The 12,673-nt window shown below is 40.9% G+C and carries 14 protein-coding genes; 10 read left to right on the forward strand and 4 right to left on the reverse strand.

Annotated features, from left to right (window positions below):
* Positions 1 to 46: 46 nt before the first annotated feature.
* Positions 47 to 478, reverse strand: coding sequence for a MarR family winged helix-turn-helix transcriptional regulator (locus H5183_RS01855; protein WP_149979983.1), 432 nt, complete (start codon positions 476 to 478; stop codon positions 47 to 49).
* Between the two features lie 129 nt (positions 479 to 607).
* On the opposite strand from H5183_RS01855, the gene hmgA reads away from it, so the two are divergent.
* Both hmgA and maiA read left to right on the forward strand, forming a co-directional pair.
* On the forward strand, positions 608 to 1,909 hold the full coding sequence (hmgA, locus tag H5183_RS01860; protein WP_145234367.1) for a homogentisate 1,2-dioxygenase: 1,302 nt from the start codon (positions 608 to 610) through the stop codon (positions 1,907 to 1,909).
* 7 nt (positions 1,910 to 1,916) lie between these two features.
* Entirely contained in the window at positions 1,917 to 2,546 is a 630-nt protein-coding gene (maiA, locus tag H5183_RS01865; RefSeq protein ID WP_182717586.1) for a maleylacetoacetate isomerase, read from the forward strand.
* Between the two features lie 6 nt (positions 2,547 to 2,552).
* Here maiA and H5183_RS01870 read toward each other — a convergent pair whose 3' ends face one another.
* On the reverse strand, positions 2,553 to 2,786 hold the full coding sequence (locus H5183_RS01870; RefSeq protein WP_145234371.1) for a TIGR02647 family protein: 234 nt from the start codon (positions 2,784 to 2,786) through the stop codon (positions 2,553 to 2,555).
* Positions 2,787 to 2,967: 181 nt separating this feature from the next.
* Here H5183_RS01870 and H5183_RS01875 point away from each other — a divergent pair, with 181 nt between their 5' ends.
* On the forward strand, positions 2,968 to 3,270 hold the full coding sequence (locus H5183_RS01875) for a DUF1496 domain-containing protein (RefSeq protein WP_182730768.1): 303 nt from the start codon (positions 2,968 to 2,970) through the stop codon (positions 3,268 to 3,270).
* Between the two features lie 65 nt (positions 3,271 to 3,335).
* Positions 3,336 to 3,602 carry a VF530 family DNA-binding protein gene (locus H5183_RS01880; protein ID WP_145234376.1) on the forward strand — a complete coding sequence of 89 codons (267 nt, stop codon included), beginning with the start codon at positions 3,336 to 3,338 and terminating at the stop codon, positions 3,600 to 3,602.
* A 42-nt stretch (positions 3,603 to 3,644) separates the two neighbouring features.
* Here the strand turns inward: H5183_RS01880 and H5183_RS01885 are convergent, their stop codons facing one another.
* Together H5183_RS01885 and H5183_RS01890 are read right to left on the reverse strand one after the other, a co-directional pair.
* The gene (locus H5183_RS01885; protein WP_182730769.1) at positions 3,645 to 5,270 is read right to left on the reverse strand and encodes a diacylglycerol kinase family protein; all 1,626 of its coding nucleotides are present in this window, start codon (positions 5,268 to 5,270) and stop codon (positions 3,645 to 3,647) included.
* 274 nt (positions 5,271 to 5,544) lie between these two features.
* On the reverse strand, positions 5,545 to 6,546 hold the full coding sequence (locus H5183_RS01890) for a branched-chain amino acid aminotransferase (protein WP_149979978.1): 1,002 nt from the start codon (positions 6,544 to 6,546) through the stop codon (positions 5,545 to 5,547).
* A gap of 362 nt (positions 6,547 to 6,908) precedes the next feature.
* Here H5183_RS01890 and H5183_RS01895 point away from each other — a divergent pair, with 362 nt between their 5' ends.
* The 6 genes from H5183_RS01895 to H5183_RS01920 all read left to right on the forward strand — a co-directional run bounded on the left by H5183_RS01895 (position 6,909) and on the right by H5183_RS01920 (position 12,602).
* Positions 6,909 to 7,448 carry a sigma-70 family RNA polymerase sigma factor gene (locus H5183_RS01895; RefSeq protein ID WP_182730842.1) on the forward strand — a complete coding sequence of 180 codons (540 nt, stop codon included), beginning with the start codon at positions 6,909 to 6,911 and terminating at the stop codon, positions 7,446 to 7,448.
* Positions 7,445 to 8,131: an anti-sigma factor domain-containing protein gene (locus H5183_RS01900; RefSeq protein ID WP_145234383.1), complete on the forward strand. Its 687-nt coding sequence runs from the start codon at positions 7,445 to 7,447 to the stop codon at positions 8,129 to 8,131. The genes H5183_RS01895 and H5183_RS01900 overlap by 4 nt, the downstream gene beginning before the upstream one ends.
* A gap of 177 nt (positions 8,132 to 8,308) precedes the next feature.
* Complete coding sequence (locus H5183_RS01905) at positions 8,309 to 9,901, forward strand: DUF4331 domain-containing protein (protein WP_182730770.1); 1,593 nt, start codon at positions 8,309 to 8,311, stop codon at positions 9,899 to 9,901.
* Positions 9,902 to 9,912: 11 nt separating this feature from the next.
* A complete protein-coding gene (locus H5183_RS01910; protein ID WP_182730771.1) occupies positions 9,913 to 10,428 on the forward strand; it encodes an Ig-like domain-containing protein in 516 nt (171 codons plus the stop codon).
* Between the two features lie 51 nt (positions 10,429 to 10,479).
* The gene (locus tag H5183_RS01915) at positions 10,480 to 11,487 is read left to right on the forward strand and encodes a hypothetical protein (RefSeq protein WP_182730772.1); all 1,008 of its coding nucleotides are present in this window, start codon (positions 10,480 to 10,482) and stop codon (positions 11,485 to 11,487) included.
* Positions 11,484 to 12,602 carry a HupE/UreJ family protein gene (locus tag H5183_RS01920; protein ID WP_182730773.1) on the forward strand — a complete coding sequence of 373 codons (1,119 nt, stop codon included), beginning with the start codon at positions 11,484 to 11,486 and terminating at the stop codon, positions 12,600 to 12,602. Before H5183_RS01915 ends, H5183_RS01920 begins: the two co-directional genes overlap by 4 nt.
* The last annotated feature ends 71 nt before the right edge of the window (positions 12,603 to 12,673 follow it).

Consider the following 12,673-nt stretch of genomic DNA (forward strand, 5'->3'; position numbering starts at 1 on the left):
CAAATTAAATTAATTTTAAAGCCCATCTTTTGATGGGCTTTTTGTTTTATTCATCTAATTTACTAGTTAACTTATCTAAACAACTAAGCAAGGTTTGATACTCGGCTTGAGTTAAAACATCCAACAGATTCTTCTCCCACGCTAAAGCAGCTGGGGCTAATTGCTGATACAAGCCCAACCCTTGCTCACTCAACGCTAACAAGCTGGCGCGTTTATCTGCTGGATCGATTAAACTCACTACATAGTGTTTATCTATCAATGCCTTAATAGCACGCGATACCGTGGATTTATCCATTGCTGCTTGCTCGCACAATGCTTTCGCGTTGCTTTGTCCAAACTGGGCTAAATTAAACAAAATACGCCACTGAGGAATGCTTAAATCACTTTGTTGTTGATACACGGGTGCAAACTGTTCACTCATTTTACTGGCTAAGTTAGCCAGACGATAAGGTAAAAATGTCTCTAAATCGAGAGCCATAACGGCTATGTCCTCTTAATTTACAATCATGTTTAAGTGTCCATAAATATGTACAGTGACAAAAAGCACGACGTTTGAATTTAGTCTCACTTGAGAGTATCTTACAGTAAAACATAAAGGAGTCGAGTGATGACCAGCGAATTAAAATATATGACAGGATTTGGCAATGAGTTTGAAACCGAAGCTCTGCCTGGCGCATTGCCTATTGGGCAGTTTAGCCCGCAAAAAGTAAAATACGATTTATACGCTGAACAATTTAGTACCACCGCATTTACCGCGCCGCGTGCTGATAACCGCCGCACTTGGATGTACCGTATTCGCCCATCGGTTGTCCAAGGTGATTACAGCGCAATTGATAACGGTTTAATTCGCACCGCCCCAATTACCGAAGTCCCGACTCCACCTACTATGCTTCGTTGGGATCCAATTGATATTCCAACCACACCAACCGATTTCATTGATGGTTTGATCACTATGGCTGCAAACGGCAGCGCCAATGGCCAAACAGGAATTGGCATCCATGTTTATGTAGCGAATAAATCAATGACTGATCGTTATTTTTATAATGCCGACGGCGAAATGTTATTTGTGCCGCAGCAAGGTCAGTTACTGCTGAAAACAGAATGTGGTAATTTAATGATTAAAGCGGGTGAAATCGCAGTGATCCCGCGTGGCATTAAATTCCAAGTCGTTTTGCTCTCTGATACTGCTCGTGGTTATATCTGTGAAAATTATGGTCATGCTTATGTGTTAGCTGAGCGCGGCCCAGTGGGAGCCAACGGCTACGCTAACGACCGTGATTTTCAATACCCTGTTGCTGCCTTTGAAGATAAAGAAGGTGAGTTTGAGTTGGTTGCTAAGTTCAACGGTAATATGTTCCGCTGTGATATAGGCCACTCCCCTTTAGATGTTGTAGCCTGGACAGGCAACAGTGCACCCTATAAATATGATTTAGCACGTTTTAATGTAATGAATACAGTGAGCTTTGATCATCCGGATCCGTCTATTTTCACAGTACTGACATCCCCATCAGGCACAGAAGGCGTTGCTAATATTGATTTTGCAATTTTTCCTCCACGCTGGATGGTGGCAGAAAACACTTTTCGCCCACCCTATTATCACCGCAATATTATGAGTGAATTTATGGGCTTAATTGAAGGCGTGTACGACGCCAAAGAGCACGGTTTTGTACCAGGAGGCATGAGTTTACATAATTGTATGTCACCGCATGGCCCAGAAGCTGATGTATTTGAAAAGGCCTCTAACGCAGAGCTTGAACCGCAACGCTACGAAAATACCCTCGCGTTTATGTTTGAATCACGTTACGTTATTTCACCAACAAAATACGCATTAGAAGGCAAAGAGCGCCAACCTAACTACACTGACTGCTGGCGTACTATTAAAAAACACTACAGTGGCCCACAAGGATAATTGAACCATGAAACTTTATACATATTTTCGTTCATCTGCCGCATATCGCGTGCGTATTGCGCTTAATTTAAAAAATATTCAGCATGAGTTAGTAACTGTTAACTTACTAAAATCTGAGCAACAAGCACCTGAATACCTAGATAAAAACCCGCAAGGGTTATTACCTGCGCTGGAAACCAATGACGGTGTACTCGCACAATCGATGGCAATTTTAGAATACCTTGAAGAAACACACCCCGACACACCACTATTATTTGGTGATGCCTGGCAAAAAGCCCAGATCCGTAATTTATGTTATGCCATTGCCTGCGATATTCATCCTATTGATAACCTACGGGTACTGAAATATTTAAGCGGTGAACTTGGTGCTGACGATGCAATCAAAAATACCTGGTATCGTCATTGGGTAGAGGTTGGTTTTGAAAAAATTGAACAGCTACTTGATCATACAAATGAATATTGTGTGGGTGATAAACCTAGCCTTGCTGATGTGTGTTTAGTGCCGCAAGTATTTAATGCTTATCGTTTTAACGTTGATATGACTGCGTATCCGAAAATAGCAGCCATTTATGAACGTTGTAACAAGCTTGATGCATTTATTGATGCTGCACCACAAAACCAACCGGATGCAGCCTGATATTTTTTAATTACCCAACGCACTGTGTAGCACGGTTACGTGCTCTATCAGATCTAAGCCCAGATCGGTTAAGTAACCGCCATCTGGGCTATCTATAATACCTTTATCAAACAATCGTTGTGCCGCGCTTAATAAGCTTTCATCAGCATCACTATGTAACTTAATACCTTGCATTTTACTGGTTAATGGAAATTTTGCTAACAGTGTAAATTCGTCAATCATCGTTTGTTTAAATTGCATGTGCTCACCTTGTCTTTAGAAAATTATTTTTGTGGATTTTACCCTAACACATTTTATGGCCAAGTCACCCTAAAACCCTAAGTGGGCTGGTTTAAACGCATTTAATTGCAACTGAAACTAGTATTTTGGGATAACTTAGGTATAAGCTTAGTGTAGTTATTTTTTAATGCAAAGGCTAAATATGCGAATTATAACGATTATAGGCATCTGTTTTATCAGTGTAATTTACTCGGCTAATAGTTTCAGTAATAATCAAAAACCAGCCTTGTTTCTTGACGCAAAAAATATAGTTAGCGAGCAACAACTCTGTTGGTTTGAAGATCAACGCTACAGCGAAGGTGCGATTATTATAATGGCTAATGTGCGGGTGATTTGTGCAGCAAAAAACCCTCATCACAATAATAGCGCGTTAAATTGGTTAATGCTCAACGAGCAAAATGAAATTATTTACCCAACCGCTCCTAAAACAATTCGCGTTAATTAATAGAATTGGTATCAACGCACAGTTACGTTACAATAGCAGCGACTTTTATCAAGCAATAGTGAATTATGAATCAGCAAGCAAACAACCCGTTACATGGCATTACACTCGAACAAATAGTAGTAAAACTCGAGCAAACACTTGGCTGGAAAGCGATGGGTGAGCATGTTGATATTCGCTGTTTTAAATCAGACCCAAGTGTAAAATCGAGCCTAAAATTTTTACGTAAAACACCTTGGGCTCGTACCAAGGTCGAGCAGTTATACCTCGATAACTGTGTCGATGCACAACCGCAAAACAGTGGCTTTGTGTGGCCTAGTATTAAAAAGAAGTAACAGCCATTGCGCGTTATAGCTTATAACGCGCAACAAGTTCAGTTACTCGACCTGCTCTGCACAGATCACCGCCAGTGATTGCGGAGTAATTTCAATGATCAATTTATCAGCACTTTTAACTTCACCATCAAGTACATATTTTATTTCCTGAGTCGCCGATATTGCAACGCGGCGCGCATTGGTATGATGTGAATTAATCGCAAAATGTGCTTGGGTAATACTGCTAAATACCAGCTCAGCAATACTTAATACATTGGCTGATGCGTCTTGGTTTGGAGTAAGCCAATTAACATCGAGCAAGCCATCATAGTGATCAGGCTGTCCCCCACCTTGCGCTAGTAAAGTAGTAAAAGGTGCAGCATTAGCGACAATTAAACTATTGGTATGTATTTGCTGCGGCTCGTTATCATCTAGCTGTACTGTGAAATCTTGGGCTTTTTGTTCGCCTAAAGCTTGCCAGAAGCCCTGTAAATATGCGAACTGACCAAGCTCGTTTTTAGTATCCCGATCGGCTTTTTCAATCATGTGTTGTTCAAAGCCAATCCCTGCTAACAGCAGCATTAACTCACCATTGCAATATGCTGTATCCATTTGCTTGGTTTGCCCTTCAATAATCAAATCACATGCTACTTCCACAGGGATCAACTTTGACTTAATTCCCATTAAAACATGTGCTAGAGCATTGGCTGTGCCAAATGGGATAATACCTAATTTACAGTCTGTGTTTACCAAAACACTTGCCACTTCTGCCACTGTGCCATCGCCTCCGCAGGCGATGATCATATCTGGCTTATCAGCTATCGCTTGTTTGGCCAACACAATCCCATTTTGCTCCACTGATGTGATCATCACTTTTAAGTTATAATAAGCAGATAAACGCGCAACAATTAAATGCTCTTTTTGCTGCCATAACTTAGTGCCGGAAACTGGATTAGCAATTAATACCGCTTTATTTTTGATTAATAACTCACCCTTTCTATGGCGTTTAACTAGTTGACGTAGTTGGTGTTTATTTAAATTAGCGGTTTCGCGTGTTTCTTTTATTTGCGCAAGCACTTGATGTACATCAGCCTCCTTATTTTGACTGAGTAAATAAGCCGCCATCACAAACACCGATCGACCACGACCCAACGCACAATGCACCACCACTCGACGATTATCTTTAATATGATGGGCAATCCAGTTAATCGCTTGATTAAGCTGCGAACGTGTTGGGACTCGATGATCAAGCACAGGGATATTTAAATAGTTTATGTTTTCTTGTGTTGATGACCATTCAAGTCCATCAAATTCACAGGTTACATCTAAAATCGCGGTAATACCGTTATCTTTTAAAGTATCTATATCTGAAGGGAATAACCGACAGGCTAAAAATAAGTGTTCGTTAATTTGTTGTAATGGCGGTACTTTATCGTGCTTTCGGCTCCACGCGTTATAAACTTGTGCCCCCAATAAAAAAGGTATGAAAGCCCAACGAATGTAAAACGGGATAACACCGTTTTCTCGTTTACGAAAAATTTTTGCAATATTAAAAAAATAGGCACCGCTTACCAGTAATAAAGATAAAGCCGTCCAATAGAATAGCAGCGAAAAATAGCTAGGACTAACCTGCCACCCCATAATGATAAATACAATTGCCAATAATAAGTAACTTATTGCGGCCCACATAAACGCTCCTTTTGTCGTTAGTTATACCCAAATAGAAATGCAATCTATGCGCCACTAATAAAATTTCACAGAAATAAATATTCATATATATTTCATAGCATTAAGATATCAACTGATTAGTTTAGTGATACTTGCTGTGTTTACATACGTTATTTTTACACATCTTTGCAGCTAACTTACACAGTTGAAAGTATAGATTATTAAATAACTTAGACCATAAAAAAGCCTAGGTTATAAATAACCTAGGCTTTTTATAAAAACATATCGTTTAACTTTACACGTCGATTTTGGTTAACCAGCCATGGGTGTCTGGTGCTTTACCCCATTGAATATCGTTAAGGGCTTGGCGCAAACGCATTGTCGTTGGCCCTGCTTCACCACTGCCCACTTTGTATTCTTTATCATTATGAATAAAAGTACCCACTGGGGTTAATACCGCAGCAGTGCCAGATAAAGCAGCTTCAGTACCCGGTTTTGCAGCACGCTCAAGTAATTCAGTGACTGTAAAATTGCGCTCGGATACTGTCATACCTAAATCTTTAGCGATGGTTAAAATACTGCTGCGCGTCACGCCATGTAAAAAGGTGCTGTCTAGCGCTTTAGTAATAATTTCATTACCATCAATTAAAATAAAGTTTGCGGCACCAGTTTCTTGTACATCACCGCCTGGACAGAATAGAATTTGGTCGGCTTGATGTTGCAAGCGTGCTGCCGTAATGGGTGCTAATGCGCTAGCGTAGTTACCACCGCTTTTGATCATACCCATGTGTGGGGCACAGCGCATACCATCTTCTTCTAACAATACTCGCAGCGCAGTCGCGCCACCAGCAAAGTAATCACCAACAGGTGATAATAGCACATACAATAATGAACTTAATGACGGCACAGCCGCTTTACCAATTGCAGCTTCAGTACCGATATGAGTTGGACGAATATACATAGAGCCCGGTGGTAACGGCGTTTCATCAGCATATTGGCGAACAATATCAATGATCATTTTTTCAAGCATGGCTCCATCAACTTCAGGTAAACTTAATAAATGCGAGCTTTGTTTCATGCGGGCAATGTTAGCGTCCATACGGAAAATATAAACTGAGCCGTCTTCATGGCGAAATGCTTTTAACCCCTCAAAACATGTACTTGAATAGTGAAGAACATGTGCACCAGCATGAAGTTCAATTTTATCTGACGGAACAACAGAGCTTTCGCTCCAAGCGTTATCAGTAAAACGTGCTTGAATCATCTGCGGCATAAATACGGTACCGAATGCGGCCATTTTAATCTCTCTTATGTGGTCTACTTTTACCCCATTGTATGACATTCATGCACCGTTTAACCATAACTAAAACAAGGCATTTATTGTAAGCAACGGGATTTTTTTGCAATTTGGTAAAATTTCAATTTTGTCAGCCATATTGTTTTACTTAAAAGAGTCATTAATCACTTCAAAACTTCGATTGTAAAACCTTGCTACCAAATAGCCGACGGAGCTTCTCAACTTGATAAGCCGTATTTTGCTGCTAGGCTAACTGGTGGAAAAGCATGAAAATAATAGTAAGCACCCATCATTTAGTTGGTTTTTTGCATCCAATTTACATCCTGAAACGTTTACCAACTGACAATAAAAATAGGAACTTTATGGAAACCGACGAATTATTACCTCTACTAAGTGCAACCGCACAGGGCAATAAACAGGCATTTGCTAAATTGTATAATGCCACAAGTGCAAAGCTGTTTGCGATCAGCTTAAAAATGTTAAGCAATCGTGCACATGCTGAAGAAGCGCTACAAGATGCATTTGTGAAAATTTGGCACAATGCATCTGATTATCAAGTAACTAAAGGCACTGTCATCAGCTGGATGATCAGCATTGTTCGTTATCGTAGCTTAGACTCTTTGCGCTATCATAAAGTCCGTAAAGAGCAAGCCCTAGATGACGACTCAGCAATCTCAGATGATTTAACTGACTCACCTTTAGCTATTGATTACGAAGATAAAAGTAAACTCGTTGATTGTATAGAGCAACTAGATGAACAGCAAAAACAGGCGATCCACTTAGCCTACTACAAAGGCTTGACTCACCGTGAGTTAGTTGATCATATTGATACTCCGCTTGGCACAGTAAAAAGCTGGATCAGACGCGGCCTGCAACAGTTGCAAAGGTGCTTAACGTTATGAATTATGACAATCAAAAACTCATCGATATGTTGGCGGCTGAATACGTGTTAGGAACATTAAAAGGCTCTGCTCGCAAACGCTTTCAACGTTTGATGCTCTCATCAAATCGTGTTCGAGAGGCGACCTGGATGTGGGAGCAACATTTAAATAATTTAGCCAGCTCAATTAAATCTGTGCCGCCAGATAGCCATGTTTGGGAAGCAATTTCACAACGTATTGACCCACAGCAAGTAGTATCGAACAATGTTATTCAACCTAAAACTGGTATTTGGCAAGCGTGGTCGTTAATTGCTACCGCAGCCTGTGTAGTATTAGCTTTGATTATTTGGCAGCCACAAACGCCTGTAGGGCAAAACACTCAGCAAATTGCACTGTTTAAAGATGCCAGCGAAAAACCATTATGGTTTATTGATATCAACGAGCAAGGCTTATCAATAAAAGCCAGCGAGCAGCTTACGGCAAGGACGGATAAAGATTATGAGCTGTGGATGATTTTAAAAGGGCAAGATATACCAATATCATTAGGGCTACTTCCTAAAGATGGCGTTAAATCAATATTGAAAGACGCACGTTTTAACGCGCAAGATATTGCCCTGTTAGCAATTAGTATAGAGCCAATAGGTGGCTCACCAAACGGCTTACCTAGCGAAGTACTTTACACTACTGAATTAATTTTATTGTAGTAAAACAATAAAAGATAGTTGAAAACCAGCGCAAGCTGGTTTTTTATTGCTTTAAAATCAAAGCAATAAAAATAAAAAGACATTTTATTAACTTTATTTACGTTTCTTTGCATCTAATTACGACCACCATGCGTTATTAACTATGACCACTATTTATTAAAACTAAAGGACAAAGTCATGAAAGCTTTAACTCCGTCAATATTAGCAGTTGTAGTATGCAGTACCTTCGTAAGCGCCCCATCAGAGGCGTCAAGTCACCGTGAAGCTCCAAATATCAGTCGTTTCCCGACTTTAGATTCAACAGATTTTTATGCATTTAACAGTTATGAACAAGGCCGTGGTGATTATGTCACCCTGATTGCAAACTATATTCCACTGCAAGATGGCTATGGTGGACCTAACTATTTTGCCATGGATCCTGATGCAACCTACAGCATCCATATTGATAACGATGGCGATGCGATTGAAGATATTAGTTTCGCCTTTAACTTCAAAAGTATGCTGCCTAATGACAATCAAGGCGTTGCATTAACCGTTGGCCCTGAAGGCAACCAACGTACTGTTGCTGTACCACTTAAAAATGTTGGTGGTGTTGCAGCTGGCAATAATGCCGCAGTTAACTTTAGCGAATCATACACTATGACGATGATCGCAGGTGATCAGCGTACAGGTAGCAAAACCATGCTAACTAATACCATGACCAGCAGTAATGAATTCCACAAGCCACTTGATTATATTGGCGATAAAACGTTTTCATCAATGGATGGCTATAAAAGCTACGCAGCGCAATTTGTATATCAAGTAGCAATCCCGGGCTGTGACGGTATGGCAAAAGTATTTGTTGGCCAACGTAAAGATCCATTCGTGGTGAACCTAGGCAAAACCTTTGACTTAGTGAACTATGTGCCGGTAGAAGGCGACAGTGCGCCGGGCGCAGGTGATGGCGAGGGCTTCCCTGGAGGCATTACACAATCGGCAGATAATGATGACTTAGCAGATAAAAATGTGACCGCAATTGCTATTGAAGTACCTAAAAGCTGTGTAGTTGGTAATGGCAATGGCACTATTGGCACATGGACTACAGCTAGCTTACCACAGGCGCGTATTTTAAACCCAAATGCTAAATTTGCGAACAATGCGGTAAATGGTGGTGCGCTTACTCAAGTATCTCGTTTAGGTAATCCACTTGTTAATGAGCTGGTAATTGGTTTAAAAGACAAAGATACCTTCTCAAGTTCACAGCCTAAAGACGATGGTCAATTTATTGATTATGTTACCCACCCATCTTTACCAGAGCTATTAAATATTCTGTTCAAAGATGCGGTTAACACCACCTTAGGGGCAAATCTAGCGACCCTTGCACCAACGAATTTTCCACGTAATGACTTAGTAACTGCATTTTTAACTGGTTTCCCAGGCGTTAATCAATTGGCCACTGTTACAGGCGCTGAAATGCTGCGTCTAAATACCAATATCGCTGCAAAAGCACAAGCAGATCAATCAGCATTCGGTGTTGCTGGCGATGATTTAGCGGGTTTCCCAAATGGCCGTCGTCCTGGTGATGATGTAGTTGATATTGCGCTACGTGTGGTAATGGGTCGCTTATGCTATCCAATTCCAGTAAATGGTACAAATACTGATTTAGGCCTGTGCACATCTGATGATGCCAGTGTAGGTAACGTACCATTTACTGATGGTGCACCAGTGAACGCTACGATGATGGATGCAAGCTTCCCATATCTAGCAACTCCACTTGCAGGGTCTAAATAAGGAGAACACTCATGCAACATTTTAAATTATCACATCTTGGGTTATTGCTTGCTGCGCTTACACTCAGCGGCTGTAGCAATGATGACGACCATAACACCGTCGAGATACCACCGATGGTAAATAAAGCACCTACAGCAACAGCTGATATGGTAACCACACAAACCGAAGTTGTAATTGAAGACATGCTACAAGGTTCTGATCCTGAAGGAGATACTCTTACCTTCAGTCTGGTTACTGAGCCAATGCTAGGCATGGTAGTGGTTAATAGTGATGGTAGTTACACCTATACGCCGAACCTTGAAACGACTGGCTCTGATAGCTTTACCTTTGCAGTCAGTGATGGGGTAAACAGCCAAGTTACCGCAATGGTTGATATCACTATTGAAGCACTTGAAGTCGATTTTGCACAACTGGGCCGTGCAGCATTTAACCAAGCGGCTACCGATAAGCCACTGAGTGTGAACGGCCGTACATTCACAAATGCGGATGAAAATGCCACATTTGACGATTTGTTAGGTAACAACTAAATCACACAATAAAACTTGCAGGCCATGGATGGCCTTTTTAAGGAGAATGCTATGATCACCCGTGCTTTTACTTACCTTTGTTTATTGATCTCTGTTAATGCAGGGGCTGAACCTTATACGCCAGCAGATGACGAGATCATCGCAAAAGCCCGCGCAATAAATACCGCACACCTTAATCAAGACGAATTAATGACGTTACTGATAAATAGCCAACAAGTAGGTCAAACTGAGCTTCGCCAAGGCTTATTAAAAAACCAGTTACAGCAGCGCTATGCGCAATCTCCCACACCACAAATTGGCTATATGTATGCACGCGTTTTACAACGTGAACATCAATTTTCAGCAGCCTTAGCAATCACCGATGCAGTACTAAAACGCGATCCTAACCATGTTAACACCCATCTATTACGCGCCAATATGCTAATGGTTCAAGGTGACTTTAAAGCCGCCAAACAACAATGCTTAAAACTCTTGGCTCTAACAGCAATGGATGTAATTAATACCTGTACATTTGATGTACTAAGCCAAGACGGTCAATTAGCACAAAGTTATCAAAGTTTAGCAAACAGTATTACAAGTAATAAACAAAGCGATAATACCCGCCATGTATTGGCTGAAATGGCACTGAGACTCAATAAACCCGATGAAGCGCTCGCTCATATCCAGTCATTGCCATTAAAAACAGCCCCCGTCAGCCTTGTAGTGTTATGGGCAGATATTTATTTAGCGCAAGGGAATTATCAAAAAGTGCTTAACACTTTGCCCGCACTGGTAAATGAAAAACAAAATTTAGAGGATGCCTTGTTGCTGCGCTTAGCAATTGCAGAGCAACACTACAACGATACCTCGCTGACGCAATGGCAAAATTTAATGGCGCAAAGAGTGGCGCTGCGTGAATTACGCCAAGACAGTTTCCATGCCAGTGATTTAGCTCACTATTATTTAGACATCAATAAACAGCCAGAAAAAGCCCTATACTGGGCAAAAATAAATTGGCAACAAGCCAAGCTTGATGCCGATCAGCAACTACTTACACGTGCACAAGGAGCCTCTTTATGAACGCATTTGTAACTGCGTTTTTTTGTAACCTGTGTTTATTTTTCATGTTGCAAGGAACAGCTCAAGCACACCAATTAAGTACCAGCTATATTAATTTAAACGCAATTGATGACAGCCATTTTACAGGTAGTTGGCAAATCAACGTTGCCGATTTAGAGCAACAGGTGGCGTTTGATTTAAACCAAGATGGGGCTATCGCATGGCATGAGATCAGTGCAAAACATAGCGCCATAAGTGATTTTGTCCTGACCTCACTGACGGTAACATCAGCGGACGAGCAAGTATGTACGCTTACCAGCGACGCTCCGTTGCAGCTTGATAGTCATTTTAATCAACCCTATGTGGTTGTTAAATTGCAATTATCCTGCCCAGCTCTGGACACGAACCACAGCGCCATAGCATTTCATTATCAGGCATTTTTCGATACTGATGCCAATCATAAAGCAATTGTCACTATCAATGAACAAACTCGCGTGATGAGTAAAAATAATGCCCTTCAAACTTTTGATTTTACTAAAAGCAATTACCTCACCACTTTTAATCAATATGTTTACCAAGGAGTGCTGCATATTTGGCTCGGACTTGACCATATCTTATTTTTAATTGCATTGTTGCTTACCTGTGTATTAGTAAAAAAATCAGCAAAATGGCAAGGTGTAGAATCAAAAGTCACGATCTTCAAACACACCGCATGGATAGTTACCGCATTTACTTTGGCGCATTCAATCACTCTGACCGCCACTGCAATGCAATTAGTTACACCTAACAGTCGCTGGGTAGAATTGGGAATCGCTATATCGGTGTTGTTTGCAGCTCTTAACAATATTTGGCCGTTAGTTGTGCGTTTAGGTTGGGTCACATTCGCCTTTGGTTTATTGCATGGCATGGGCTTTGCGAGTGTATTAGGTGAATTAGGGCTATCCAGTGACTATCAATTACTCAGCGTGCTCGCATTTAATTTAGGTGTAGAGATAGGCCAACTGGCTATATTAGCAGTTACATTACCAGTCCTTATTTGGGCAAGAAACTATCACTGGTATCAAAAATGGGTGATGCCTGCAGGCTCACTCGCCATCGCAATAATCGCGGTACAGTGGTCAATGGAGCGGATTTGAGTTTATTGATTTATAGCTGAAATCAACAGATTAATTGTAAAATTCAATGTGTAAGTTGCTATCATTGAATC

Source organism: Pseudoalteromonas sp. SR44-8, assembly GCF_014163635.1.
Lineage (GTDB): Bacteria > Pseudomonadota > Gammaproteobacteria > Enterobacterales > Alteromonadaceae > Pseudoalteromonas > Pseudoalteromonas rhizosphaerae.

Coding starts and splice junctions, on each gene's coding strand:
- H5183_RS01855 (WP_149979983.1), bottom strand. CDS start 478: ATGGCTCTCGATTTAGAGACATTTTTACCTTATCGTCTGGCTAACTTA.
- hmgA (WP_145234367.1), top strand. CDS start 608: ATGACCAGCGAATTAAAATATATGACAGGATTTGGCAATGAGTTTGAA.
- maiA (WP_182717586.1), top strand. CDS start 1,917: ATGAAACTTTATACATATTTTCGTTCATCTGCCGCATATCGCGTGCGT.
- H5183_RS01870 (WP_145234371.1), bottom strand. CDS start 2,786: ATGCAATTTAAACAAACGATGATTGACGAATTTACACTGTTAGCAAAA.
- H5183_RS01875 (WP_182730768.1), top strand. CDS start 2,968: ATGCGAATTATAACGATTATAGGCATCTGTTTTATCAGTGTAATTTAC.
- H5183_RS01880 (WP_145234376.1), top strand. CDS start 3,336: ATGAATCAGCAAGCAAACAACCCGTTACATGGCATTACACTCGAACAA.
- H5183_RS01885 (WP_182730769.1), bottom strand. CDS start 5,270: ATGTGGGCCGCAATAAGTTACTTATTATTGGCAATTGTATTTATCATT.
- H5183_RS01890 (WP_149979978.1), bottom strand. CDS start 6,546: ATGGCCGCATTCGGTACCGTATTTATGCCGCAGATGATTCAAGCACGT.
- H5183_RS01895 (WP_182730842.1), top strand. CDS start 6,909: ATGGAAACCGACGAATTATTACCTCTACTAAGTGCAACCGCACAGGGC.
- H5183_RS01900 (WP_145234383.1), top strand. CDS start 7,445: ATGAATTATGACAATCAAAAACTCATCGATATGTTGGCGGCTGAATAC.
- H5183_RS01905 (WP_182730770.1), top strand. CDS start 8,309: ATGAAAGCTTTAACTCCGTCAATATTAGCAGTTGTAGTATGCAGTACC.
- H5183_RS01910 (WP_182730771.1), top strand. CDS start 9,913: ATGCAACATTTTAAATTATCACATCTTGGGTTATTGCTTGCTGCGCTT.
- H5183_RS01915 (WP_182730772.1), top strand. CDS start 10,480: ATGATCACCCGTGCTTTTACTTACCTTTGTTTATTGATCTCTGTTAAT.
- H5183_RS01920 (WP_182730773.1), top strand. CDS start 11,484: ATGAACGCATTTGTAACTGCGTTTTTTTGTAACCTGTGTTTATTTTTC.